The sequence below is a fragment of the Rothia terrae genome (genome assembly GCF_012396615.1).
Taxonomy (GTDB): Bacteria; Actinomycetota; Actinomycetes; order Actinomycetales; family Micrococcaceae; genus Rothia; species Rothia terrae.
The window spans coordinates 150,237-175,442 of the sequence record NZ_JAAXPV010000002.1; the positions used below are offsets into that span (position 1 = coordinate 150,237).

At 53.2% G+C, this 25,206-nt stretch carries 22 protein-coding genes; 10 read left to right on the forward strand and 12 right to left on the reverse strand.

Annotated elements, in window-relative coordinates:
• Positions 1–84: 84 nt before the first annotated feature.
• The 3 genes from sufD to HF984_RS01855 form a co-directional block, all read right to left on the reverse strand.
• A complete protein-coding gene (gene sufD, locus HF984_RS01845) occupies positions 85–1,335 on the reverse strand; it encodes a Fe-S cluster assembly protein SufD (RefSeq protein WP_168613983.1) in 1,251 nt (416 codons plus the stop codon).
• Positions 1,336–2,793 (reverse strand): Fe-S cluster assembly protein SufB, encoded by a 1,458-nt coding sequence (gene sufB, locus HF984_RS01850; RefSeq protein ID WP_168613984.1) that lies wholly within the window; start codon positions 2,791–2,793, stop codon positions 1,336–1,338.
• A gap of 77 nt (positions 2,794–2,870) precedes the next feature.
• On the reverse strand, positions 2,871–3,605 hold the full coding sequence (locus HF984_RS01855) for a helix-turn-helix transcriptional regulator (RefSeq protein ID WP_343947486.1): 735 nt from the start codon (positions 3,603–3,605) through the stop codon (positions 2,871–2,873).
• Positions 3,606–3,802: 197 nt separating this feature from the next.
• On the opposite strand from HF984_RS01855, the gene HF984_RS01860 reads away from it, so the two are divergent.
• The 3 genes from HF984_RS01860 to HF984_RS01870 are packed head-to-tail and all read left to right on the forward strand — an operon-like array spanning position 3,803 to position 6,720.
• Positions 3,803–4,816 (forward strand): ATP-binding cassette domain-containing protein, encoded by a 1,014-nt coding sequence (locus HF984_RS01860; RefSeq protein WP_168613986.1) that lies wholly within the window; start codon positions 3,803–3,805, stop codon positions 4,814–4,816.
• Positions 4,813–5,574 (forward strand): ABC transporter permease, encoded by a 762-nt coding sequence (locus HF984_RS01865; protein WP_168613987.1) that lies wholly within the window; start codon positions 4,813–4,815, stop codon positions 5,572–5,574. The genes HF984_RS01860 and HF984_RS01865 overlap by 4 nt, the downstream gene beginning before the upstream one ends.
• Before the next feature lie 36 nt (positions 5,575–5,610).
• Positions 5,611–6,720 carry a COX15/CtaA family protein gene (locus HF984_RS01870; RefSeq protein ID WP_168613988.1) on the forward strand — a complete coding sequence of 370 codons (1,110 nt, stop codon included), beginning with the start codon at positions 5,611–5,613 and terminating at the stop codon, positions 6,718–6,720.
• Between the two features lie 349 nt (positions 6,721–7,069).
• On the opposite strand, the gene HF984_RS01875 is transcribed toward HF984_RS01870, so the two are convergent.
• The gene (locus HF984_RS01875) at positions 7,070–7,669 is read right to left on the reverse strand and encodes a hypothetical protein (RefSeq protein WP_168613989.1); all 600 of its coding nucleotides are present in this window, start codon (positions 7,667–7,669) and stop codon (positions 7,070–7,072) included.
• 218 nt (positions 7,670–7,887) lie between these two features.
• Here HF984_RS01875 and HF984_RS01880 point away from each other — a divergent pair, with 218 nt between their 5' ends.
• Positions 7,888–8,316, forward strand: a complete 429-nt coding sequence (locus HF984_RS01880; RefSeq protein WP_168613990.1) for a LexA family protein — start codon at positions 7,888–7,890, stop codon at positions 8,314–8,316.
• The gene (locus tag HF984_RS01885) at positions 8,309–9,589 is read left to right on the forward strand and encodes a Y-family DNA polymerase (protein ID WP_168613991.1); all 1,281 of its coding nucleotides are present in this window, start codon (positions 8,309–8,311) and stop codon (positions 9,587–9,589) included. The genes HF984_RS01880 and HF984_RS01885 overlap by 8 nt, the downstream gene beginning before the upstream one ends.
• A 94-nt stretch (positions 9,590–9,683) precedes the next feature.
• Here HF984_RS01885 and HF984_RS01890 read toward each other — a convergent pair whose 3' ends face one another.
• Positions 9,684–10,658 carry a heme o synthase gene (locus HF984_RS01890; RefSeq protein WP_168614065.1) on the reverse strand — a complete coding sequence of 325 codons (975 nt, stop codon included), beginning with the start codon at positions 10,656–10,658 and terminating at the stop codon, positions 9,684–9,686.
• 478 nt (positions 10,659–11,136) lie between these two features.
• On the opposite strand from HF984_RS01890, the gene tkt reads away from it, so the two are divergent.
• The 5 genes from tkt to pgl all read left to right on the forward strand — a co-directional run bounded on the left by tkt (position 11,137) and on the right by pgl (position 17,849).
• On the forward strand, positions 11,137–13,212 hold the full coding sequence (gene tkt, locus HF984_RS01895; protein WP_210729516.1) for a transketolase: 2,076 nt from the start codon (positions 11,137–11,139) through the stop codon (positions 13,210–13,212).
• Positions 13,213–13,357: 145 nt separating this feature from the next.
• Positions 13,358–14,452: a transaldolase gene (gene tal, locus HF984_RS01900; RefSeq protein WP_168613993.1), complete on the forward strand. Its 1,095-nt coding sequence runs from the start codon at positions 13,358–13,360 to the stop codon at positions 14,450–14,452.
• A gap of 124 nt (positions 14,453–14,576) precedes the next feature.
• Complete coding sequence (gene zwf, locus HF984_RS01905; RefSeq protein WP_168613994.1) at positions 14,577–16,112, forward strand: glucose-6-phosphate dehydrogenase; 1,536 nt, start codon at positions 14,577–14,579, stop codon at positions 16,110–16,112.
• Positions 16,112–17,095 carry a glucose-6-phosphate dehydrogenase assembly protein OpcA gene (locus HF984_RS01910; RefSeq protein ID WP_168613995.1) on the forward strand — a complete coding sequence of 328 codons (984 nt, stop codon included), beginning with the start codon at positions 16,112–16,114 and terminating at the stop codon, positions 17,093–17,095. The genes zwf and HF984_RS01910 overlap by 1 nt, the downstream gene beginning before the upstream one ends.
• The gene (pgl, locus tag HF984_RS01915; RefSeq protein WP_168613996.1) at positions 17,088–17,849 is read left to right on the forward strand and encodes a 6-phosphogluconolactonase; all 762 of its coding nucleotides are present in this window, start codon (positions 17,088–17,090) and stop codon (positions 17,847–17,849) included. Before HF984_RS01910 ends, pgl begins: the two co-directional genes overlap by 8 nt.
• A gap of 172 nt (positions 17,850–18,021) precedes the next feature.
• On the opposite strand, the gene secG is transcribed toward pgl, so the two are convergent.
• The 7 genes from secG to rapZ all read right to left on the reverse strand — a co-directional run bounded on the left by secG (position 18,022) and on the right by rapZ (position 25,143).
• Positions 18,022–18,282: a preprotein translocase subunit SecG gene (gene secG, locus HF984_RS01920; RefSeq protein WP_168613997.1), complete on the reverse strand. Its 261-nt coding sequence runs from the start codon at positions 18,280–18,282 to the stop codon at positions 18,022–18,024.
• Positions 18,283–18,440: 158 nt separating this feature from the next.
• Positions 18,441–19,220 (reverse strand): triose-phosphate isomerase, encoded by a 780-nt coding sequence (gene tpiA / locus HF984_RS01925; protein ID WP_168613998.1) that lies wholly within the window; start codon positions 19,218–19,220, stop codon positions 18,441–18,443.
• 178 nt (positions 19,221–19,398) lie between these two features.
• The gene (locus HF984_RS01930) at positions 19,399–20,622 is read right to left on the reverse strand and encodes a phosphoglycerate kinase (protein ID WP_168613999.1); all 1,224 of its coding nucleotides are present in this window, start codon (positions 20,620–20,622) and stop codon (positions 19,399–19,401) included.
• A 95-nt stretch (positions 20,623–20,717) separates the two neighbouring features.
• Complete coding sequence (gene gap / locus HF984_RS01935) at positions 20,718–21,722, reverse strand: type I glyceraldehyde-3-phosphate dehydrogenase (RefSeq protein ID WP_168614000.1); 1,005 nt, start codon at positions 21,720–21,722, stop codon at positions 20,718–20,720.
• 426 nt (positions 21,723–22,148) lie between these two features.
• The gene (gene whiA, locus HF984_RS01940; RefSeq protein WP_168614001.1) at positions 22,149–23,117 is read right to left on the reverse strand and encodes a DNA-binding protein WhiA; all 969 of its coding nucleotides are present in this window, start codon (positions 23,115–23,117) and stop codon (positions 22,149–22,151) included.
• Positions 23,118–23,234: 117 nt separating this feature from the next.
• Positions 23,235–24,245 carry a gluconeogenesis factor YvcK family protein gene (locus HF984_RS01945; RefSeq protein ID WP_168614002.1) on the reverse strand — a complete coding sequence of 337 codons (1,011 nt, stop codon included), beginning with the start codon at positions 24,243–24,245 and terminating at the stop codon, positions 23,235–23,237.
• 10 nt (positions 24,246–24,255) lie between these two features.
• Complete coding sequence (rapZ, locus tag HF984_RS01950) at positions 24,256–25,143, reverse strand: RNase adapter RapZ (RefSeq protein ID WP_168614003.1); 888 nt, start codon at positions 25,141–25,143, stop codon at positions 24,256–24,258.
• Positions 25,144–25,206: the final 63 nt, after the last annotated feature.

Genomic DNA, 25,206 nt, shown 5'->3' on the forward strand with positions numbered 1-25,206 from the left:
AAGATGCCTTTCTAAAACTTTTTACCCGCGATGGCACGCGGTCAAACTTTTCGTTTCGAGCTTTCGGGCAAGAACTGCTGCGGCTTAGTTGTTACCGAGTGCCAGTTCTGCTTCGAGTGCGTCGGTGAGTTCTGCTTCGAGGTCTTCGATGCGGATCTGCTGAATGATTTCGTTCAAGAAGCCGCGAACTACCAGGCGACGAGCTTCGGGCTGTGACAGGCCGCGTGCTTGCAGGTACCACAGGTGCTCGGGGTCGAGCTGGCCGGTGGTGGATGCGTGTCCTGCGCCTGCGATCAGACCGGTCTCGATTTCGAGGTTAGGTACTGAGTCAGCGCGAGGGCCGTCTTCCAGTAGCAGGTTGCGGTTGAGCTCGTAGGTGTCGGTGCCGTCCGCGTCCTTGCCGATGAGAACGTCGCCTACCCATACGGAGTGCGCACCCTTGCCCTGCAGCGCACCCTTGTAGGTGACGCGTGACTTGCAGTTGGGAATGGAGTGGTCAACGAACAGGCGGTTTTCGATGTGCTGTTTAGCATCGACGAAGTACAGGCCGTACATTTCGGTTTCAGCGCCGGGGGCTGCGAATTTAGTGGACGGGGTAACGCGCACCAGATCGCCGCCGAGTGAGATGTTCACGTGCTTGAACTTTGAGTCGCGACCCAGGGTTGCGTACTGTGCGGACGCGTGGATTGCGGTGTCTTCCCACTGTTGCACGGTAATAACGTGAAGCTCGGATGAGTCACCGACCAGGAACTCTACGTTCTGTGAAAGAACAGCGTCACCGGTGTGGCGCAGTACAACAACAGCTTTCGAGAAGGGCTTGGTTTCGATGAGGATGTGCTGTGCGCCCAGCTTCTCGCCCTTGCCGTTGATGGAGATGTCGATGCGTTCGGTGAGCTCTTGCTCTTTTTCAACGGTGACAACGGTTGCTTCTGAGAAGTTTGACCATGCATTAGCTGCGACGATGTCCTCGGGAATACCCGCGGTGCCGATGCGTGCATCATCGCGTGAGACGGTCTCAACGGTGACGCCGGCGGGTGCCTTGACGTCAACCGCAGGTGCCTCGCCGATCAGTTTCTCGGTGTGCAAACCACCCAAGCGCTTGAGCGGGGTGAAGCGCCAGTCTTCTTCGCGACCGGTTAGCTTCTCAAAGTCCTCAACCTTGTAAGAGGTGGGACGTCCAGCGCGTGAGGGGTCGCCCTTTACGCCGCCGTCGGTGTTGTGGCCAGCGGGCTTAATGGTGTCATCGCTGACGTGCTCGGTTGCAAGCTTTTCGCCTTCCTGGTCCATGCCGGGAATAGCGGGGTCCTGATGGCCCAGAGTCTTGTTTTCTGACATTTAGCCTACTGATCCTTCCATCTGAAGTTCGATAAGGCGGTTAAGTTCCAGAGCGTATTCCATGGGAAGCTCACGGGCGATGGGCTCTACGAAGCCGCGAACAATCATCGCCATTGCGTCTTCTTCGGTGAGGCCGCGCTGCATGAGGTAGAAGAGCTGCTCTTCTGAGACTCGTGAAACGGTTGCCTCGTGGCCCATGGTGACGTCGTCTTCGCGGACGTCTACATAGGGGTAAGTATCGGAGCGTGAGATGGTATCGACCAGCAAAGCGTCGCACACAACGTTTGATTTGGAGTGCGCTGCGCCTTCACGAACCTGCACCAGCCCGCGGTATGCGGAGCGTCCACCGTTACGAGCAACAGACTTCGAAACGATTGATGATGAGGTGTGTGGTGCGATGTGAACCATCTTTGAACCAGTGTCCTGGTGTTGGCCTTCGCCTGCAAATGCGATGGACAGGGTCTCGCCTTTAGCGTGCTCGCCTGCCATGTAAACAGCCGGGTACTTCTGGGTGACCTTTGAACCGATGTTGCCGTCGATCCACTCCATGGTTGCGCCTTCGTGCGCAATCGCGCGCTTGGTTACCAGGTTGTAGACGTTGTTCGACCAGTTCTGGATGGTGGTGTAGCGGACGCGAGCGTTCTTCTTGACCACGATTTCAACAACTGCTGAGTGCAGTGAGTCCGACTTGTAGATCGGAGCGGTGCAACCCTCGATGTAGTGAACGTAAGAACCTTCGTCAGCAATAATTAGGGTGCGCTCGAACTGGCCCATGTTCTCGGTGTTAATGCGGAAGTACGCCTGCAGCGGGATTTCCACGTGAACTCCCGGCGGAACGTATACGAAGGAGCCACCTGACCACACAGCGGTGTTCAGGGCAGCGAACTTGTTATCGCCAGCGGGAATAACGGAACCGAAGTACTCTTCGAAGAATTCGGGGTGTTCCTTGAGAGCGGTGTCGGTATCGAGGAAGATCACGCCCTGCTCTTCAAGATCTTCACGAATCTGGTGGTAAACAACCTCAGACTCGTACTGCGCTGCAACACCTGCAACCAAGCGGCTACGCTCAGCTTCGGGAATGCCCAACTTTTCATAGGTGTTGCGAATGTCATCGGGAAGGTCTTCCCAGGTCTTAGCCTGACCTTCAGTGGAACGCACAAAGTACTTGATGTTATCGAAATCGATTTCACTCAAGTCAGGGCCCCAGGTGGGCATGGGCTTGCGATCAAAGAACTTCAGCGCTTTGGTGCGAAGATTGAGCATCCATTCGGGCTCGCTCTTCTTTTCTGAAATGTCGCGTACAACGTCTTCGCTCAGACCGCGCTTAGCAGCCTGTCCAGCTTCGTCAGAGTCATACCAGCCGTACTCGTAAGTGCCAATGCCTTCGAGCTCGGGGTTAGCCTCCAGAATTTCTGAAATGACGGTGTTGTTCGCGTTGCGCTCAACCTGTTCAGTCATTACGGCCTTTCTTGGTGGGTTGTCTTCACTGGTGGTGTGAAAATTCTAGCGAGTGTAAAACGTTTGGGTGGAAGGTTTTATTCCGATGTTTCTACACTTCGAAGTAGCGGTACGTGGGTAGTGCATACGTGCGCTCCGCCTGCCATGGTTGATAGGCGGCGCACGTCCACTCCGAGGAGGTCCGCTATTATTTCGGTTTCCTTGTCACAGAAAACCTGAAAATCTTCTGCCAGATCACGCACGGGGCAGTGAGCTTGGCACAGCTGGATGGATGCCAGCAAGTGTTCGGGTAGTTTTTGACGTCGCGGCGGAGCCATGCTGTTTGCTGAGGCCACAAAACCGTCTTTGGTCATGGCTTCTGCGAGCGCTTCTGCTCGTGCGGCGATGTCTGTTCCGGCAGCTTCGACGATGGGGCGGTATCGACGCTCCATGTCGTCTGCTCGTTCTTGTGCGAAGGACGCCAGTGCCGCGTCTCCTACTTTTTCTTGCAGGATTTTGAGGGCATTGCGAGCGATGTGCAGGTAGTCGTTACCTAAACGCGTGTGGCCTTGAGGTGCTACGACGTAGCGGCGGGCGGGGCGTCCCGCGCCGGCACCGTGCTTTTTGAGCAGGGTAACTTCAATCAGCGCGTCGGCCTCAAGTACATCAAGATGCCTGCGCACAGCTGCCGGGGTGAGGTTGAGGTGTTCGCCCAGTGCGGCCGCAGAAACAGGGCCGTGCGAGAGTACTCCTTGAAGGACTCGATCGCGGGTTCGTTCCTCTGTTTCTGTATTGCGTTTGCCGGCTGAGTTTGTTTTGTCTGCTTGCTTCACGGAATACACAACTAAAGTATGCCCTAATTCATTACCGGCTCTCTAGTTAGGGCTACCTATTAAGTCATGAATTTTCTTACAGCAAAAATAAACTTCGCGAAGTTGACCTCTCACAGAGCCTCCTGCCGCACTTGTTTTCATGTTTCTCACAGGTGGGCAAGAACCATTTTTTGAAGTGGCTGTCATAAGATGGAAAGGTGTCAGTTCAAAACCAACGTATAGCGCGCGAGAGCGGGAGAAAACCCGCACTTTCCATTGATGGTCTTATCAAAGAATTCAAGCCTTCTCGATCTTTCCGAGAAGCTAATCCGCACCTTCTTACAGACCGCGGCACCGTGCAGGCTGTTCGCGGTATTTCTTTGGACGTTTATCCCGGTGAAGTCGTGGTGCTTTTAGGCGCGAACGGTGCCGGTAAAACCACTACCTTAAGTTGCGCACAGGGTCTGCAGCCGGCTGATGGCGGCACCCTACAGTTGCTGGGTGAAAATCCGTGGGGTGCATCTCCGGAACTTCGCGCACAGGTGGGCATCATGTTGCAAGATGGCGGCCTGCCTCAGGCAATTCACCCCATTGAGCTACTCAAGCACATTGCCAAAATGTACAAGAACCCCGCCTCTGTAGATGATCTGGTGCAGCGACTTGGCATTAATGAGTTCAACGGGACAACCATTCGCAGGCTTTCCGGCGGTCAAAAACAGCGCGTTGCCTTGGCAGCCGCCCTGGTTGGCAATCCCAAGGTTCTCTTTCTCGATGAGCCCTCAGCAGGTCTTGACCCGCAGTCCCGTACCGTTGTTTTTGATATTATCCGCGAACAGCGCGAGCGCGGCGTTGCCATCGTTCTCACCACTCACCTTCTTGATGATGCTCAGCGTTTGGCTGACTACGTATACATCGTCAAGCGCGGTGAAAACGTCACCGAAGGAACTGTTGCCCAGCTTCTTCAAGAGACGAACGAACAAGCGCACACTGTTTCTTTTACCGCCGCATCCGCGATCTCTCTGCAAGATTTCCCGGCGCATCTGCGCGATTCTGTCACCCTTACACAGGACGCCCCCGGTCAGTATTCATTGACTGGCGAGCTGACTCCCGAGCATTTGAACGCACTGACCACCCTCTTTGTTTCTCAAGGCATCATGCCCAGCTCATTCACGCTGGCATCGCGCACTCTAGAAGATGTCTTCCTCGATATTTCAGGACGTGATATTCGATGAGCAACTTCGCAGCAAGCCCGTCTTCTCGCATCATTGCCCAGGGCGTGTATGAGACCAAAGCAATGCTGAAAAATGGCGAGCAGCTCATGCTTCTCATTGCTTTTCCGCTGATGGCTCTGGTGGCTTTGCGCTATACAGGCATCCTAGATAGCTGGGCTCATGCACACAATGTTGAGCGTTTCGACGTAGCCGTTCCTGGTGTTCTGGCGCTGTGCGTTATGTCTACTGCGCTTTCCGGTCAAGGTATCGCAACCGGTTTTGATCGACGTTACGGCGTTCTGCGTTTTCTATCCACCACCCCGTTAGGACGCGGAGGCCTGATGGCAGGCAAGGTCCTTGCCGTCGTGATGGTCATGATAGTGCAGTTTGTGATTATTCTGGTGACCGCACTGCTTTTAGGGTGGTCTCCTAATATCACAGGGCTCTTCATGAGCATTCCCACCCTGCTACTGGGTGCTGCAGCTTTTACGTCGCTCGGTTTACTGATTGCAGGAACGGTACGCGCCGAAGCTACCCTAGCTATCGTTAACATGGCGTGGGTCATTCTTGCAGGCGTTGGCGGCGTGCTGATTCCCAGCTCCTACCTGCCTGCCTTCCTCGAATGGATTCCTAATGTGTTGCCCTCCGGCGCACTGGGTGAAGCTCTCCGCGCAGAACTCATGCTCACCCGCTTCGAACTTCTGCCGCACATCATTTTGCTTCTCTGGACGCTTGTGGTCGGCGCTATCGCGCTGAAAAAATTCAAGTGGTCCGCATAAAAAGTTTTCCTCTACTCGCTACTCAAGGTCTTGACTATGGCTTCTATCGCATACCATCTTCAACAACAATCCACACGATTCGCAGACCGCTACATTCCTGAGCGCTACACCCCCTGGGTGAAAGCAAGTGCCTGGGGTATGCTCATCGCCAACATGGGCATTGTGGCAACTGGTGGCATCGTTCGTCTGACTGGCTCGGGGTTGGGTTGCGATAATTGGCCCCGTTGTAACGCTGAGTCCTGGACGACTACCCCCGAGATGGGCATCCATGGCGCGGTGGAATTTGGTAATCGCCTGTTGACCTTTGTGCTGATGGCTTTCACCATTGCAGCATTTTTGGCGATTGTGCGCCTTGTTTTCCCAGGCATTACGCGCAAGGGATTTGCCGAGATGTTCTTTTCACAGAAAAAAGTCATTAAGGGCTTGCGCACCTCAGAAAACCGATACGCAGACCTTTTCAACCTTGCTCTTCTTCTACTATGGGGCATTCCCCTGCAGGCGGTTGTTGGTGGCGTCTCGGTGTGGCTCAAGCTCAATCCCTGGATGATCACCGCGCACTACGTTCTATCAGCCATCATGATTGCACTGGCAGCCATCTTCCTCAACCGCATCTACCGCTATTTTGTGCCCGATGTTGCAGCAAGTGAGGACATTGCCGGCCCGGTACCCAACGGAGCCAACATCATGCATCAGCTGGGTTGGGTAGGCACTTTTATTGCAAGCGTTATTATCTTTGTCGGAACAGTAGTCACAGGAACCGGCCCGCACGCTGGCGACCCCATGACCCACCGTCATCCTTTCGACGCGCTCGTTGTCACCCGCACCCACAGCATCTCAGCTTGGTCTTTCTGCGCAGGAATTATCATCCTGTACGTGCTGGCTAAAAAATACAGCTGGCCGAATATGATCAAGCGCTCACTGAATATCACCGTTATTGTGCTGTTGGTACAGGCGGCTATTGGTTACTACCAGTACTTCAACGGGCTCCCCATTGTCGTTGTTGAACTGCATCTCATTGGCTCGGCGCTCTTCACCTGGGTGGCAGCGTCCCTCATTGAACGCATGCTGACTCTCTCCAAGACCTCCAGCCGCGAACTGGCACTCAACCGCGTAGACCGCGTCCAGACAGAAGACACATTGCGATAAACCTCGAACACATCATCTCAAAGGGCGGGCTCACCGATAACGATAAGCCCGCCCTTTGGGTATATAAAAACAAGATTGCTAGAGGATAATCGGCAGCCCTTACAGCTCTCCTCGTCGCGCCGACTAAGACGACTTAAGGAAAGTTTCGTGATTGCATAAGAGAAGGTCGGATGCGGGCGCTCAGCAAGGCGCCGCCCGCGGCTGATTGCGAAGTTCGTAAGCATCGGTGCCTGCCACCAGCAACAGTTTCCCACCGGCTGTCTATTCAAGGCACAGAAGCCTAATACCAAAAGAGCCCCCGCGGTGTGCGGGGGCTCTTTTTGAAATGAGAACTATAAGAAGTTAGTGCTTACTTCTTGAGTTCGTCAGGAAGGTTGCAAACTACCTTGTTTTCACCTTCAGCAGCGGTCTGCTCGTCCTGAACTACGCCGTCAACGGTAATCTTGCAACCGAGGTTGGCTGCGCTACCATCCTTGTCGGTTACTGCCATTGAGTAGCCGTCCTTGACGTTGATGTCGTTAACGGTGGTGGTCCAGGAGTCAGTGAACGCGTTGTCAGCTGCTTCAGCGCCACCGGGGTGGTGGTTAACAGCTGCGTCACCGGTGGTGGTAGCTGAAAGCTCAACGTTTACCTTGTCATCATCCTTGTTACCGCCGAGTGCTGCGCAACCACCGATGATAAGGAGCAAGAGAAGGAGGAGAGCCAGCAACCAGGGCCAAATCTTCTTCTTTTTCTTGGGAGCGTATGAGCCGTGCTCTTCGGGGTGAGTGTTCTCAGTGCGGTGAACGTGCTCAGTGCGTTCGGTGCGGCTCACGTGCTCAGTGGTGCGGTTCTTTACGTTTTCAACGCGTTCTGATGCGTTGTGACCTGCAACTGAGTCGGCGTGCTTGTTGTTCTTCAATGAGTCCGCAGTCTTGTCGATGCGCTCATTGTTGTTAGGAGTAGTCATGTTTTCCCTATTCATGTCCATCAGTTCGAGGAATAGTCATTCCCCTTATCTTTCAAGAGTAAAGGTTTATTTGTTAGGAAGGCTAACATTTCAAATTATTAAGTATCATTATTAGAAAATTTAGTACAGATGCGTACTTAATGGTATATAATGGCTAAATATTAATTTAATAGAACATATATTCTAATTAATTAGAATATATGTTCTATTATAAGAGCATGAAAGCAATACTCCTCGCGCGCTTAGATGCTACAGCTCAGGCGCCCTACCCTTACCCAGAGACCAGCGTGCCAGCTGGCTTCCCCTCGCCAGCCCAGGACTACCGCGCAGTTTCTATCGATCTCAACGACATTCTCATTAAAGACAAAGCCGCCACCTACATACTGCGCGTGAGCGGACACTCCATGGTGGATGCCGGCATCAGCGACGGCGATGAAATTATCGTGGATCGCTCTCTGCGGCCTCGCCCGGGAAACATTGTGGTTGCCGCTCTCAACGGCGAATTCACCGTCAAAAGATTTCACATTGATCAAGCCGGAGTCGGTTGGCTTTACCCTGAAAACCCGCAATACTCCCCTCTTCAGATTAACGAGGAGTCTGATTTCACCATCTTCGGGGTAGTGACGAGGTGCCTGCATCATGTCTAGTAACCTCATCTTTCACGTTGATATCAACTCGTGCTACGCATCGTGCGAGAAAATTCTTGATCCTTCTCTTGCCCGCAAGCCCGCGGTTGTGCTTTCCAACAATGACGGCTGCATTATCGCCTTAGACGCTCACGCCAAAGCATTAGGATTTTCGATGGGCCAACCGTGGTTCGAGGTCAAACAACGAGCACACGAGCAAGGGGTCATTGCGCGTTCATCGAACTATGAACTGTACGGAGACATCTCAGACCGCGTGATGCGGGTTCTACAGGAGTACGCCGGTGACTTTGAGCAATACAGCATCGATGAGGCTTTTCTCAGCGCCCCCGTCTCGCCAGCAGAGGCTCAGAGTCTTGCGCGCACTATCAAAGATGATTTAGCGCGCAGAGTGGGAGTTCCTGTCTGCGTGGGGGTGGCACGCACGAAGACTCTTGCCAAGCTTTCCAATAAAGCAGCTAAGAAGATTCCAGCTCTGAGCGGGGTCTGCGTATGGGATGCATTGCCTACCGAGCGGAGGGAGGCTCTCCTCACGACGCTACCGGTCAGTGAGCTATGGGGCGTTGGCTCTCGCTCCGCACGCCGGCTGACGTTACAGGGAATTTGCAGCATCAAAGATCTCGCATTGGCTCCACCCACCCTCATTCGGGAAAGGTTTAACGTTGTTCTGATGCGCACGGCTCTAGAAGTACGCGGAATACCCGCTATCGAATGGGAAGAAAACCGCATCATGAAAGATCAGCTCATCTACTCCCGCTCATTCTCGGATCCCATTACAACAGAAGAGCAGATGTGTCAGGTTCTCAGCGTGTACGCCCAACGAGCCGCACAAAGACTCGTGAAGCATCAGCAAACTGCGCGCTATATCAGCGCTTTTTGCTCGACTTCTTACTTTGCCCAAGGTGTTCAATCGCATCCGGCTGTGCGCGTTAAGCTCGATACCGCTACAGCTGATCCCGTGGTGATTACCCGCGCAAGCCACAGACTTCTTACCCGAGCAGATTTTGGGGTGGCTCGCTACGTACGCGCCGGAATTATCCTTACCGACTTGCACCCAGCGGCCTATGAACCGCTTCTAGAACCTTTCATCTCTCCCCACGATAAAAGACAAATCGCCCGGCTTTTACATACCGTGCAAGAACAGTGTGGGGAACATTCTGTAGGTCTGGGGTATGCGGGGTTGTCTCACAAACCATCGTGGGAGATGAAAAGAGAGATGCTCTCCCCCAGGGGAACCACCCACTGGAACGAGCTCGCCACCGCTAAAATCCGGTGAAGACCTCCCCCTGTCCGACTCCCCCTTGCCCAAAACTTAAAAACAAAAAGTCCCTTATCGAGCTGTCGATAAGGGACTTTTGACTATACGAAACTTAGATCAAAGCACCTGACATAACAGGTCCACCCACAAACGGGTCTACAGCCAGCGCAATAAAGAGCACCGTCAAGTAGGTGATAGAACCGTGGAAAACGGTCATAGCGGTGCGGCTTGTTGCCTTCTCTTGAGCTGCCAAACTATGCAACTTATGGCAGTTATATAAGAACCAGCCACCGGCAATCACAGCAGACAAGGTGTACACCCAACCTGCCCCGCCCACCGGAACCAATAGGAGCGAGCAGATAACCATCGCCCAGCCGTAGAGTACTACCTGAACAGAAACGCTCTTAGCAGTAGCGATAGCACCCAGCATGGGAATACCAGCGGCCTTGTAGTCCTCGGCGTACTTCATCGATAACGGCCAGTAGTGCGGCGGCGTCCACAAGAAGATGACGGTGAAAAGAACAACAGCTGCCCAACTCAACGAATTAGTGACAGCTGCCCACGCAATAAACACGGGCATGCATCCGGCAAGACCGCCCCACACAATGTTCTGAGAGGTGCGACGCTTGAGAAAGATCGAGTAGAAAACCACGTAGAGGAAAATCGCAACAACGCCCAGCAGAGCTGATAGCGGGTTCACCAGCAACCAAAGGTACACAATGGAAACCACAGCGAGAACCCACGCGAAAATCAAGGCTTCTTTATCGGATAGCTCACCGGTGACAAGAGGACGCTTTTCGGTACGCTTCATCTTTCGGTCGCTTTCGCGATCGATATAACAGTTAAAAGCTCCCGATGCGCCAGCCGCCATAGCCCCACCCACGAGGGTATTGAGAATGAGCCAAAGATTAGGGAAGCCGCCTGCAGCGAAAATCATTGTGGGTGCAGTCGTTACAAGCAAGAGCTCAATCACCTGAGGTTTGGTGAGATGAATGTACGCTCGAATCTTTCGAGACAGAGGTAGTTTCTGCCCCGAAACCGCTGCGGGTTCGCGAGTAACGGGATTTTCCGCCACTACGCTGTTCATACCGTGACCCTTCACGAAGATAAGCTCCCTAGAGGTCGTGTGCTTTTCTCAAGCACCTTTCTTCCCTGCGTCTCTGCGCTATAGCAGAGGCCGCATCCTGGGAGAAAGGTGTGCTCGGTGGTTTCTGACGCCGCGTATCAAACTGATTTTAGGGCGCACAAAGTCCAAGCGAGAATATGGTCTTTATCTAATACTAGTGGTCGAACCCCTTATTTTCCTAATAAAACGTGCAAAATCACGTCCTCCGCTCTTAATGCAGAACCCTCTCAAAAATTCCTTTTTAAGTAGTCAGTGAACATGACCGGAAAATGAGAAGAAAACGCCTAGTAATTCCCCGAAGACGGCTCACAGTCGATAGACTCGATAGAGAAGAAAGACGTTCTCACTGTGCGCTACGACTTCACACCGGAACGTTGCTAAAAAATAATGAAAGGGGAATTTCGTGCCAAATCTCGATGCGAAATTTGAATGGACCGATATGGATCAGCGAGCTGTTGATTACGCTCGTGTTATCGCCGTGGACGCGGTTGAGAAGGTCGGTTCAGGTCACCCGGGTACCGCGATGAGCTTGGCTCCTGTTGCCTACACTCTGTTCCAGAAAGTGATGCGCCATGACCCCACCGATGACCGCTGGATGGGCCGCGACCGCTTTATCCTTTCCCCTGGTCACACTTCTTTGACCCTGTACCTTCAGCTTTTCTTGAACGGTTACGGTCTTGAGATGAAGGACCTTGAGGCTCTTCGCACCTATGATTCCTTGACTCCTGGTCACCCCGAGTACGGTCACACCAAGGGTGTTGAAATTACTACCGGTCCGTTGGGTCAGGGCTTGGCGTCTGCTGTTGGTTTCGCTTACGCCCAGCGTTACATGCGCGGTCTGTTTGACCCCGAAGCTCCCGAGGGCACTTCACCTTTTGACCACACTATCTTCACTATCGCCTCCGAAGGTGATATTCAGGAGGGTGTTACTTCTGAGGCTAGCTCGCTGGCTGGTCACCAGCAGCTGGGTAATTTGGTCGTAATCTTCGACCGTAACCACATTTCAATCGAAGACGACACCGACGTAGCTTTCACCGAAGATGTTATGAAGCGCTATGAGTCGTACGGCTGGGATACTGCTCGTGTTGACTGGACTGTAACCGGTGAGTACGACGAGAACATTGAAGATCTCTACAATGCGATCGTTGCGGCTAAGAAGAACACCGACAAGCCTTCTATCATCGAGTTGCGCACCCGCATCGGCTTCCCCGCACCCACCAAGCAGAACACCGGCGGTATTCACGGTTCAAAGCTGGGTGCAGAAGAAGTTGCAGCGACTAAGGAATACTTCGGTTTTGATACCGAGAAGTCATTCTTTATCGAGCCCGAGATTTTGGACTACACCCGCGAGGTTGTAGGACGCATGGCCGAAGAGCGCGCCGAATGGCAGAAGTCATTCGATAAGTGGGCTGAAGCTAATCCCGAGCACGCAAAGCTGTATGAGCGTCTGCGCGAGGGCAAACTGCCCGAAGGTTATAAGGACGCTTTCCCCACTTTCGGCATTGACGATTCAATGGCAACCCGCGCGGCATCAGGAAAGGTTATCAACGCTATTGCAGATACCTTCCCCGAGCTGTGGGGCGGTTCTGCAGACTTGGCTGGTTCAAACAACACCACCATTGAATCGGCAAAATCATTCAACGTGGAGCAGCACACCACCGGCAAGTACACTGCTGATCCTTACGGTCGCGTCCTGCACTTCGGTATCCGCGAGCACGCAGCTGCTGCCATCGTCAACGGTATTGTGCTGAGCTCACCCACCCGCGCCTTCATGGGTACCTTCTTGCAGTTCACTGACTACCAGCGTCCTGCCATTCGTTTGGCAGCTCTGATGGGCGTTCCGTCTATCTTCGTGTGGACCCACGACTCTATCGGCCTGGGCGAAGACGGCCCCACCCACCAGCCTGTCGAGCACTTGGCTGCTCTGCGCGCTATCCCCAACCTCAACGTGGTTCGTCCTGCAGATGCTAATGAGACCTCTGTAGCATGGCGCAAGATTCTGGAAACCCAGGATTCACCCTCAGGTCTGGTACTCTCACGCCAGGGCCTGCCCGAGATGCCCCGTGAAGATCTGCACGCAGACTTCGACGGCGAAAAGTACGCCTCAGCTGAAGGTGTTGCTCGCGGCGGTTACATCCTTGCAGATAGCGAAGGCACCCCTGATGTTCTGCTGATTGCAACCGGTTCAGATGTACAGCATGCTGTTGAGGCACGTAAGCAGCTGGCAGAAGAAGGCATCGCGGCACGCGTTATCTCAATGCCCTCACGCGAGTGGTTCGCTGCAGAATCTGAGGAATACCGCGAATCAGTTATCCCCTCAGAAGTTAAGGCACGCGTGACTGTAGAAGCAGGCGTGGCAATGCCCTGGTACGACATCTTGGGTAGCGCAGGACGCCCGGTATCACTGGAACACTACGGCGCCTCAGCTTCTGCCGAAGAGCTCTTTGAACGTTACGGCTTCACCGCAGAAAACGTTGTAGCAAAGGCTAAGGAATCAATCGAAGCAGCGAAGTAACGCTGTTCATCAGGTGGTGGGTGCTCGCATCCACCACCTGGTTTATACTTCACTGATATTTATCCCACCGTGTAGCGTTTTGAAGCTCGCAAGCTACATCACAGCGTTGCACCCCTTTAGAGAGATACAGAAGGAGAAATAGCTCGTGGCTACTCCCACTCAGAAAATTTCAGATGCAGGCGTTTCAATTTGGCTCGATGACCTATCACGCGAGCGCCTGAACAACGGCTCCCTTGAAAAGCTCATTGAAGAGAAAAACGTGGTTGGTGTGACCACTAACCCCAGCATCTTCGCTGCCGCACTGTCGAAGGGCGAGGCGTACGCAGCACAGTTCAAAGAACTCGCCGGTACTGACCTTGAAGAAGCTGTTTTTGCGGCTACCACCGATGACGTTCGTGCAGCGTGTGATCTTTTCATTTCAATTTACAAGTCATCACAGGGTGTAGATGGTCGCGTATCAATCGAGGTTGATCCTCGTTTGGCTCGCAACGCCGATGAGACCGCTGTGATGGCGAAGAAGCTTGCTGAGACCGTCAATCGTGACAACGTCATGATTAAGATTCCTGCAACTGTTGAGGGTATGGCTCCCATTACCAAGACCTTGGCTGAAGGAATCTCAGTCAACGTTACTTTGATTTTCTCGTTGGAGCGTTACCGCGAGGTTATCAATGCCTACATGATTGGTCTTGAGCAGGCTCTGGAAAACGGTAAGGATCTGTCAAAGATTCACTCCGTTGCATCATTCTTTGTCTCGCGTGTAGACAGCGAAATTGATGCTCGTTTGGATGCCCTTGGCACTGAAGAGGCTAAGGCGCTCAAGGGTAAGGCAGCGTTGGCTAACGCTCGTTTGGCGTACCAGGTGTACGAAGAGGAATTCTCTTCAGAGCGCTGGGAGCGTCTTGAAGCAGCGGGCGCTCACAAGCAGCGTCCTCTTTGGGCATCAACCGGTGTGAAGGATCCTGCGTACCCCGATACCCTGTACACCACCGAACTCGTAGCGCCTAACACTGTGAACACCATGCCCGAGGCAACTCTCGATGCTTTGGCTGCCCACGGTGAGGTTACCGGTGACACCGTTACCGGCACCTACGAAGAGTCAGAGGAAATTCTCAACAAGATTGAGCAGCTCGGCATCTCATACAACGAGGTTGTAGAGAAGCTTGAGAACGAAGGCCTTGAGAAGTTCGACGCATCCTGGGAAGAACTTCTGGCAACCGTTCGCACTGCGCTTGAGGCGTAAGTACAACGGTTAGAGCATCATACCGGGCAACCGGTTATGCAAGAGACATCTGTTTACAGATTAGTGTGAGGTAGCACGGCAATAACGCTGTGTTACCTCACCACCGTATGTGAAGGAATATACTGTGCCCAACAGTGCAGAAAAGAATCCGCTCAGAGACCCCAGAGACCGCCGCCTTACCCGAGTCGCCGGCCCTTCTGCTCTGGTCTTTTTCGGAGTGACGGGCGACTTGGCGAAGAAAAAGCTATTGCCTGCCGTTTATGATTTGGTCAACCGTGGCTTGCTTCCCCCAAGTTTTGCGCTGATAGGTTTTGGACGCCGCGATTGGAGCGATGATGATTTCCGTCAGCAGGTGCGAGAATCAGTTGAGGCTCATGCGCGTACCTCCTTCCGTGAGGACGTGTGGAACCAGTTCCAAGAAGGCATTCGTTTTGTGCAAGGTGCTTTTGATAATGACGATGCTTTTGAGCGTTTGAAAGCTACTTTGGCTGAGCTGGATGAGACTCGCGGCACCCGCGGGAACCATGCGTTCTATCTGTCCATTCCGCCCAAGGCTTTTGAGCAGGTTTTGCAGAAGCTTGCTGATCATGACATGGCTGAGTCTCAGGATTCTCCCGGTTGGCGACGCGTCGTTATTGAAAAGCCTTTCGGGCATGACCTTGAGTCGGCGCGAGAGTTGAACTCGATTGTTGAGAAGGTTTTCCCCGTTGATTCGGTCTTCCGTATTGACCACTATCTGGGTAAAGAAACCGTTCAGAATATTTTGGCAATGCGTTTTGCTAACAAGATGTTCGAGCCGCTGTGGAACTGCAACCACGTAGATCATGTGCAGATTACGATGGCTGAAGATATCGGCATCGGAACTCGCGCAGGGTACTACGATGGCGTGGGCGCGGCTCGTGACGTTATCCAAAATCACTTGCTTCAGCTTCTGGCGCTCACCGCAATGGAAGAGCCCATTAGCTTCAACGCCAACCATCTGCGCGCTGAAAAAGAAAAGGTTCTAGAGGCAGTGACTCTGCCTGAGAACCTCGAAGAGGCATACGCTATTGGCCAGTATGAGGGCGGTTATCAGGGCGGCGAAGAGGTCAAGGGCTTCTTCGACGAAAAGGACATTCCCGCGGATTCTCGCACTGAGACTTTTGCGGCGTTGAAGGTGAACATCAACACCCGTCGCTGGTCGGGGGTTCCCTTCTACTTGCGTGCGGGTAAGCGTCTAGGACGCCGCGTCACCGAAATCGCTGTCATTTTCAAGAAATCTCCCAATCTGCTCTTTGGCGGTGCTGCCGACAACACCGGTCAGAACGCTATCGTGATTCGTGTTCAGCCTAACGAAGGCATGACGCTACGTTTTGCTTCGAAGGTTCCAGGCACTCAGATGGAAATTCGTGACGTCAACATGGACTTTGGTTACGGTCATTCCTTCGCCGAAGAATCCCCTGAAGCCTACGAACGCCTGATTCTGGACGTCTTGTTGGGCGAACCGCCGCTGTTCCCGCGTCACGAAGAAGTCGAGCTGTCGTGGAAGATTCTTGATCCCTTCGAAGAATACTGGGAAAAGAACAAGGTAAAGCCCGAAGGTTATAAGCCGGGTTCGTGGGGTCCTGCATCGGCACACGAGATGCTCGAACGTGATAACCGTGCTTGGAGGCGTCCATAATGTTATTTGAACTCAAAAACACTACGGCTTCTGCCATTGATAAGAAGCTCAATCAGGTCCTTGAAGACTCGGGTAACACCACGACTTCTCGAGTTCTGACTCTCGTCATCCTTGCCGAGCAGGGGCACTCAAAGTTGGCTGTGGAAGCTGCACAGCAGGCGTCGCACGAGCACCCCTCGCGCATTATTGTGCATATTGCGCATGAGGCTGATGCGGAAGACCGTCTGGACGCTGAAATTTCAGTGGGCGGTGAGGCCGGTGCCTCTGAGGTCATCATTTTGCGCGGCTACGGTAAAGCGTCCCGGGCCACGGAATCTTTGATTTCTGCTCTGCTTTTGCCTGACTCCCCCATCGTTGCGTGGTGGCCGCACTCCGTTCCTGAGAACGCCTCCGAGCATTCCATCGGCAAGATAGCGCAGCGTCGCATCACTGATTCAGCGCGTGCTCAAGACCCTATGATGGTTTTGCGTCAGCTGGCTAAGACTTACACGGCCGGTGACACCGATCTTGCGTGGATTCGTCTGACTCTTTGGCGCATTCAGCTGGCTGCTGTTCTTGATCAGCTCCCCGCGGCTAAGGTTAAGCGCGTGAGCGTGGCTGGCTCATCGAAGTCACCCTCGGTAGTTCTGCTCGGTGCATGGCTTGGCTACAAACTCGGAGCTGGGGTTCATCTGACGACAAAGGGCGCAGACCGCGGTCTCTACCGCGTGGCTTTGGAACGCGAAGACGGCAAAGTTATGCTTTACCGCCCCGGACGAAGCATTGTTACCCTGACGTCTCCGATTGGCCCGGACCAGCAAATTTCGTTGCCGGTTCGTTCACTTGCTGAATGCTTAGCAGAAGAGCTACGCCGTCTTGATCCCGATAAGGTCTACGGCGAAGTGCTTACTCAAGCTATCCCTGCAGTGGAGATGGTTGTAGATATGAACGCTGCAGAAGTTATTGACGAAGTTGAAGATTTTACGGAGGAATACGATGCCTAACCCACAGGTTATCGAACACGCAGATAAGAGCGAGTTGGCTGCTTCTACCGGCTCTCGCATTCTCGCCGTTATCAACGATGCAATTGAAAACAACGGAATCGCACACCTTTCACTGACAGGCGGCACCATGGGTATCGCCGTGTGGTCAGCAATCGCTGAGTCTGGTCAGGCTCGCACCATTGACTGGTCAAAGGTTCACTTCTGGTGGTCCGACGAACGGTTTGTAGAAACCGGCCATGCAGATCGCAACGAGAAGCAGGCTAAGGATGCCTTGCTTGACTCGCTTGAAATCCCGGCTGAAAATCTGCATATCATGGGCGCATCAGACGTTTTCGAATCGGTTGATAAAGCTGCAGAGGCATACACCGCCGAACTCAAGAAGTTTGCACCAGAAGGCCAGGTCTCTCCTGCGTTCGACCTTGGTTTGCTAGGTCTTGGCCCCGATGGGCACATCGCATCGCTCTTTCCCGACCGTGAAGAGATTCATCTGAGCACTTTTGATTCTCTGGCTGTCCGCAACTCGCCTAAACCGCCGCCCACCCGCGTCAGCATGAGCTTGCCCGTCATCAACCGCGCTCGCAAGATTTGGTTCTTGATTGCAGGTAGCGATAAACAGGATGCGACCGCGCGACTTCGTCAGGCTGCTGAACTCAGCGATGATCAGCTCACCGCAGAGATTCTGACAGCAACTCCTGGTGCCGGTGCTAGAGGCACTGAAGAGACCCTCATCTTGGCAACCCAGGACGCTCTTTAATAACTCTAAAGCCCCGGTATAGTGAGCACGCGCAAACGCTCATTACCGGGGCTTTTTCTATCGTCTACTGCCTCTTCAACCTACTCTCATCTTTGATGAGTATGACTAGCGCTAGAACATACAAAAGCACCTGCACGAAAAGAATCGTGCAGGTGCTTTTGTATAAAAAGACTTACAGCATAGTTGCAGGGTCTGCAAAGCGCAGAACCAAACCGTAACCAATCACAGAGAAAACCCAAATCAAGATCACCGTGATAGTCAGACGGATCAGGTTCTTAGATGCCATACCCGAAGAGTTCAAGGAGGTGGTCATACCGCCACCGAACATATCGGAGAGACCGCCACCTTTACCGCGGTTCAGCAAGACCAGTAGCACGGTCAAGACGCTGCTAATCGCGATGAGAACCATCAAAACGATTTTAAGAATCTCCACGGAGAACCCTTCTTTTACATCAATAGTAGATAACGATTTAACTCGTACCTTTATACGGTACACGTATTTATCAAGAGCGTCCAAACATTTGGTTCGCTTTAAGCACAGTTGGCGGCAACCTCACAGGTCGCCGCCAACTGGTTCACCGTGGCTAAGACTTACTTGGAGTCAAAGCGTGCGATGTTTGCAAATTCTTCTGCATCGAGTGATGCGCCGCCAACGAGTACGCCGTCAACGTCAGCTTCACCCAGAATTTCAGGAGCTGATGCTGCCTTGACCGAGCCACCGTAGAGAACGCGAACCTTCTCAGCAACGTCTGCTGAGTACAGCTTCTCGATCTCAGCGCGGATTGCTGCTGACATTTCCTGAGCGTCAGCGCTAGTTGCTACCTTGCCGGTACCAATAGCCCAGACGGGCTCGTAAGCTACGACGAGGGTTTCAGCCTGTTCAGATGAAAGACCTTCGATAGAACCGCGCAGCTGCTCGAGAGTGAAGTCAACGTGAGTGCCAGCTTCACGAATCTCAAGACCTTCACCAACGCACAGAACGGGAGTCAGACCGTGACGGTAAGCAGCCTGCACCTTGTCAGCGCAAATTGCGTCGGTTTCACCGTGAATGGTGCGACGCTCTGAGTGACCAACGAGAACATAGGTTGCACCGAGCTTGTTCAGGAACGCACCTGAAATATCGCCGGTGTATGCGCCGGAATCCTTGTCAGAAAGGTCCTGGCCACCGTAAACGATGTTCAGCTTGTCGCCTTCAACGAGGGTCTGTACTGAACGGATGTCGGTGAAGGGAGGAAATACGGCAACTTCAGCGTTGTCGTAGTTGAAGTTCGCATCATCAAGAGTCCATGCGAGCTTCTGCAGCAGGCTAACGCCTTCTGCGTGGTCCATGTTCATCTTCCAGTTGCCTGCGATGAGCGGCTTGCGAGTCATAAGTACTCCTTGAAAAATTGTTGGGGTGCGCGTCTGAAAGAAATCAACGACGCGCGCTGGCACTGGCCAGCTACAGATGGTGAACGGTACGCACCAAAACTAGTGCGCATCCGCACTAAAAGTTTTTCGATGATGCGTGGTGAGCCTTGAACGCCCACCACGCATCGGTGAGAAAAACTTATGCGCCGAGAACCTCGATACCCGGAAGGGTTTTGCCCTCGATGTATTCGAGTGAGGCACCGCCGCCGGTTGAGATGTGGCCGAACTGGTCATCTGAGTAACCGAGCTTGCGAACAGCTGCTGCTGAGTCGCCACCGCCGATGATGGAGAAAGCATCTGATGCAACGATTGCCTCAGCTACTGCCTTAGTACCGTGTGCGGTGTTTTCGAATTCAGCAACGCCAACGGGGCCGTTCCAGAAGATGGTCTTAGCGTCCTTGAGCTTTTCAGCAAAGAGTTCGCGGGTCTTGGGGCCAATGTCCAGACCGTCTGCCTTTTCACCGAGCTCGCCGCCTTCGATATCGTCTATGGGACGGATCTCGAAGTTAGCGTCGTTGGAGAAGTCATCGCCGCAGACAACATCTACAGCGGTAACGATTTCGGTGCCCTTCTCGGGAGCTTCTTTGAGGTAACGCTTGACGGTGTCAATCTGATCCTTCTCGAGGATTGACTGGCCGACCTTCCAGCCGTTAGCTGCTGCGAAGGTGTAGCCCATGCCGCCACCAATCAAAATGGTGTCAGCCTTACCGATGAGGTTTTCGATAACTGCGAGCTTATCTGACACCTTAGCGCCGCCCATAATCACTACGAAAGGACGTTCGGGATCGTTCAGGGTCTTCTTGAGCACGTCAACTTCAGTCTTGACGAGGTCACCCAGGTAAGCGGGCAGACGCTTAGCTACATCGTAAACCGATGCGTGCTTGCGGTGGACAGCACCGAATGCGTCATTGACGTAAGCGCCGTTCTCGCCAGTCAAAGCAACCAGCTCATCTGCAAATTCGCCGCGCTCAGCGTCGTCCTTAGAGGTTTCGCGTGCATCGTAGCGAACGTTTTCAACAACCAGAACTTCGCCGTTCTGAAGAGCTGCAGCCTTAGCCTGAGCGTCTTCACCCACAACGTCGGTTGCAGTGACAACTGAGAAGTCAGCAAGCTCAGTAAGACGCTTTGCTGCGGGAGCGATAGAGAACTGGGGGTCAACCTGACCCTTGGGGCGGCCAAGGTGAGCAGTGACAATAACGCGTGCGCCAGCCTTAGCAAGCTTAGTCAACACGGGAAGAGATGCCTTAACGCGGCCATCATCAGTGACGGTGTTACCGTCGAGGGGCACATTGAGATCTGAACGCACGAGAACGTAGCGACCTTCAACACCTTCTGACAAGAGTTCTTCAAGAGCGCGTGCCATATGGATCAACTCCAATTAGTTTAAAAATCTATAAAGAGAGGGTATGAAAATGCCCCCACCCATATAGCGGTGGGCGGGGGCATTATTGAGTTAGCTTAGAGAGCTGCTGCTACCTTGTTGGTGAACAGAACCAAGCGTGATACGTAACCGAATTCGTTGTCGTACCATGCAACAACCTTAACCTGGTTGCCGATAACCTTGGTCAAAGGTGCATCGAAGATGGTTGAAACAGCTTCACCCTCAATGTCCTTGGACACGATGGGATCGGTTGAGTACTTGATGAGGCCCTTGAACTCACCCTCAGCAGCCTTCTGCATTGCTTCGTTGACTTCTTCAACGGTAACTTCGCGCTTTGCTTCGAAGGTGAGGTCGGTCAGTGAACCGGTGGGGGTGGGAACGCGAACAGCGAAGCCGTCCAGCTTGCCCTTGAGCTCGGGAAGAACCAAGCCGACTGCTGCTGCTGCACCGGTTGAGGTGGGAACCATGTTCAGAGCTGCTGCACGTGCGCGGCGCAGGTCTGAGTGAGGTGCGTCGAGCAGGCGCTGGTCTGAGGTGTAAGCGTGAATGGTGGTCATCAGACCCTTTTCGATGCCGAATGCATCGTTGAGGACCTTAGCCATGGGAGCGAGGCAGTTGGTGGTGCATGATGCGTTTGAAACGATGTGCATTGACTCGTTGTCGTAGGTGTCATCGTTTACGCCAACAACGAAGGTGCCGTCGATGTTCTTACCGGGTGCTGAGATGATAACCTTCTTAGCACCTGCATCGCGGTGTGCCTGAGCCTTGGTACCGTCGGTGAAGAAACCGGTTGACTCGATAACGATATCGATGTCGAGATCCTTCCAGGGCAGGTTAGCGGGATCGCGCTCAGCGAGAACCTTGATTGCCTTGCCATCAACGGTGATTGACTCTTCGTCGAATGAAACCTCTGAATCGAGGGTGCCCATTACTGAGTCGTACTTGAGAAGGTGAGCAAGGGTCTTGTTGTCGGTGAGGTCGTTGATTGCAACAATCTCAAAGCCTTCTGCGTGAGCCTGAGCTGCGCGGAAGAATGAACGACCAATGCGGCCGAAGCCGTTAATAGCTACGCGTACAGTCACTGGAATCTAACTCCTCGATATATCAGTGAATTTTGCTAGGACGGAAACCGCTTGCTACGCAAGGGCTCCCGCATCCGAACCCTGCCAGATAAGTTATCTGACGTGAGCCCGTATGTGGTGGGCTATCCGTCCGGTTCACACACTACTATACCCCACTTTGTGTGAGTTTGGGTGGTTTTTTGAGGTTTTTCTAGCCCAGTTGACCATTTTCTTTGAGGATTACGTGCGGTTTTCAGTGGGTTTCACCAGAATTCAAAGGAATTTAACCCAAAAATTGAAAAAGTTTGCGAAGTGCTCCACTAAAGCCCACATTTTCCCACATTTTCCAACTGTGGGTTTTGAGTGCTCACTTCCCACAAGCACACAGCAACACCACAGCATAAAAACTCTGCCTCGGCTAGAAGCCAAGACAGAGTCAAAAAAATATTAATGGTGCGACGCGCTAGCCTCGGTGCCGGGAATACCCAGCTCGGCAGCGCGCTTATCTGCCATTGCTAGAAGACGACGGATGCGTCCGGCAATCGCGTCCTTGGTCATGGGAGGATCAGCCAAACGTCCGAGCTCATCGAGGGATGCTTGCTTGTGCGCAGCACGCAACTCCCCCGCATAGCGCAAATGATCAGGAACTTGATCTCCCAAAATCTCAAGGGCACGTTCCACACGCGCTCCTGCAGCAACAGCAGCCTGAGCTGAGCGACGCAGGTTTGCATCATCAAAATTAGCCAGACGGTTAGCGGTTGCACGCACCTCTTTACGCTGACGGCGTTCCCGCCAGTTCTCTAAGGCGTGATGAGCGCCCATACGCTCCAACAAATTGCTGATAGTTTCGCCGTCGCGCACCACAACGCGGTCAACACCGCGAACTTCACGAGCCTTCGCCATCACATCAAGACGGCGGGCAGCACCCACCAAAGCCAGAGCAGCTTCGGGGCCGGGGCAGGTAAATTCAAGTGCAGAGGAGCGACCGGGCTCAGTCAACGAGCCATGCGCTAAGAAAGCGCCGCGCATCACGGCCTCGGCATCTGCCAACGAACCATTCACAACGGCAGGAGGAAGACCGCGCACCGGGCGACCACGCGCATCCAACAACCCCGTCTGACGAGCCAGCGACTCACCACCGTGATCAACACGCACGATATAACGACCGCCGCGACGTAAACCTCCGCCGGTGACCGCAGTAATCTCAGAATCATGCCCGTACAAATCAGCAATATTGTGCTGAAGGCGCAAAGCAGTTGCCTCTAAATCGACCTCAGCCTCAATCACAATGCGACCAGAAACCAAGTGAAGGCTGCTGGTAAAACGCAAAATAGTTGAAACCTCCGCCTTTCTGACAGAAGATTTCGTAGCGTCATACCGTGCCAGTTCTTCTTTAACCGATGCCGTCAGGGCCATACGGTGTGTCCTCCAACTTATATTGTGTGCATTGCTAACTTCTTAGGCGCTCATCTCAGCCCCGTAAAAACACAATTCACTATTTTATATGTTTTTACATCAAGCTGTGAATTTAACTTATTCCGCGAATAAATCGCGATAAGTAGCACCCAACTTAAGGGAGTCGTGCACAAAAGGATTATTTCTCTCGTGCACGGCAGCCCACCGAACTGTTGCGCCAAAGCTTGAAGCGGTCTTTTCAAAACTTTCACGGTCAGCTACCGCAATGGGATCAGCAATAATGGCATCCAGTTGCAAATCGGGAGCATACTTTTTGAGAACCATCAAATGATCTCTGGCGTCCAAACCGGTGGTCTCATCGCTGGCGAGCTCAAGGTTCATCACCACGCAGGTGCGGGCTGAGCTACGCTCAATAGCACGACGCGTTTGAGGTAGCAACAGATGCGGCAAAACCGAGGTGTACCAAGAGCCGGGACCTAGAATAACCCAGTCAGCAGTATCAATCGCTTCAATAGCTTCATCGCAAGCATCAGCATCGGCAGGTTCTAAACGAACGGTTTCAATATTGCCGGCCTTCGCCAACTTAGCTTGACCGGTGACAGTGGTCAGTCCCTTCCCCGGATGCTCACCCTCTCTTACTTCACCGCTAATCACCAACGGTGTGAGCGACATCGGCAAAACGCGTCCGCGAGCACCCAAAAGTGACCCGGCCCAGTCAAGACCGGCAATGGGATCACCCAACAACTCCCACAGCGACACAATGAGCAAATTGCCCAGGGCATGGTTTTCCAGAGAAAAAGTTTCTGGCGAGGTCGGATGTTTAAAACGATGTTGCATGACGCTAGCCCAGGTACGCCCCCATTCCGAATCGTCGCACAGAGCAGAAAGCGCCATGCGCAAATCACCGGGAGGAAGCACTCCCATTTCTTCACGCAATTTACCCGACGACCCGCCGTCATCAGCTACAGTGACCACAGCCGTGAGTTCGCTGGTGACGTGTTTGAGAGCAGCCAAAGACGCATACAGTCCGTGGCCGCCGCCCAAGGCGACCACTCTCAAAGGGGACGATGCGGATAGCGGAGAAACAGCGAGACGCTCACCGTGTTCAGTGATGGTCTTATCCATCATTGCTGCCTCCTTATTCACGCCTCATATCGCGATGCTGAACATTGACGCTCACCGTGCCAAGGGTACGCAGACGCTTAGCGAGCTCCTCGGTCACCGCCACGCTACGGTGTTTACCACCGGTGCAACCGATGGCAATGGTGGCGTAATGCTTGCCTTCACGGCGGTAGCCATCGAGCACAGGTTTGAGAGTTTTCACAAAGTGAGTGACAAACTCTTCAGTCCCGGGATTATCAAAAACATAATCACGGACAGCCTGATCCTGACCGGTTTGCGTGCGGAGCTCCGGCACCCAGTGAGGGTTAGGGATAAAACGCATATCAATCATCATGTTGGCATCAACCGGGGAACCGTACTTGAAACCAAAACTCGTGAGTGTAAGGTTCAGCAGCTTAGTTGCACCGAACTCGTTAAACATCTCACGCATAGCATGGGCAAGCTGATGTACGTTCTTGCCCGTAGTATCAATGACGGTATCGGCATTAGCTTTCAGATCTGAGAAAAGTTCGCGCTCCTTGGTAATACCATCGAGGATGCGTCCCTCCCCTTGAAGCGGGTGTGGGCGGCGCTGAGCCTCGTAGCGAGCAATGATGTCTTTATCAGAGGCATCCACGAACAACAACGTCAAGTCAATCTGAGGGGTGCGCAAATCTTCGATAGCGCCGGTGATGTCCTCGTACATGGCCATAGAGCGAACATCGATACCCAGCGCCAAACGCGGAATTGATTCGGGGGCGCGGGTCACCAAATCAACCAGCGGCTGCAACATCTGCGGTGGAATATTATCCACCACATACCAGCCCTCATCTTCTAAAGTGTTCGCTGCTGTGCTACGACCCGCACCAGAAATACCGGTAATCACCAGAATTTGAGGTTTGATAATTTCTTTTTGTTGCTCCATGACTGCCCTTTCGAGAGTGTTCGCCGGTGTCTTAGTCTGAATGCGCGTCTCTTATTTTACGCT

Coding starts and splice junctions, on each gene's coding strand:
- sufD (WP_168613983.1), bottom strand. CDS start 1,335: ATGTCAGAAAACAAGACTCTGGGCCATCAGGACCCCGCTATTCCCGGC.
- sufB (WP_168613984.1), bottom strand. CDS start 2,793: ATGACTGAACAGGTTGAGCGCAACGCGAACAACACCGTCATTTCAGAA.
- HF984_RS01865 (WP_168613987.1), top strand. CDS start 4,813: ATGAGCAACTTCGCAGCAAGCCCGTCTTCTCGCATCATTGCCCAGGGC.
- HF984_RS01870 (WP_168613988.1), top strand. CDS start 5,611: ATGGCTTCTATCGCATACCATCTTCAACAACAATCCACACGATTCGCA.
- HF984_RS01875 (WP_168613989.1), bottom strand. CDS start 7,669: ATGACTACTCCTAACAACAATGAGCGCATCGACAAGACTGCGGACTCA.
- HF984_RS01880 (WP_168613990.1), top strand. CDS start 7,888: ATGAAAGCAATACTCCTCGCGCGCTTAGATGCTACAGCTCAGGCGCCC.
- HF984_RS01885 (WP_168613991.1), top strand. CDS start 8,309: ATGTCTAGTAACCTCATCTTTCACGTTGATATCAACTCGTGCTACGCA.
- HF984_RS01890 (WP_168614065.1), bottom strand. CDS start 10,658: ATGAACAGCGTAGTGGCGGAAAATCCCGTTACTCGCGAACCCGCAGCG.
- tkt (WP_210729516.1), top strand. CDS start 11,137: ATGGATCAGCGAGCTGTTGATTACGCTCGTGTTATCGCCGTGGACGCG.
- HF984_RS01910 (WP_168613995.1), top strand. CDS start 16,112: ATGTTATTTGAACTCAAAAACACTACGGCTTCTGCCATTGATAAGAAG.
- pgl (WP_168613996.1), top strand. CDS start 17,088: ATGCCTAACCCACAGGTTATCGAACACGCAGATAAGAGCGAGTTGGCT.
- tpiA (WP_168613998.1), bottom strand. CDS start 19,220: ATGACTCGCAAGCCGCTCATCGCAGGCAACTGGAAGATGAACATGGAC.
- HF984_RS01930 (WP_168613999.1), bottom strand. CDS start 20,622: ATGGCACGCGCTCTTGAAGAACTCTTGTCAGAAGGTGTTGAAGGTCGC.
- whiA (WP_168614001.1), bottom strand. CDS start 23,117: ATGGCCCTGACGGCATCGGTTAAAGAAGAACTGGCACGGTATGACGCT.
- HF984_RS01945 (WP_168614002.1), bottom strand. CDS start 24,245: ATGATGGATAAGACCATCACTGAACACGGTGAGCGTCTCGCTGTTTCT.
- rapZ (WP_168614003.1), bottom strand. CDS start 25,143: ATGGAGCAACAAAAAGAAATTATCAAACCTCAAATTCTGGTGATTACC.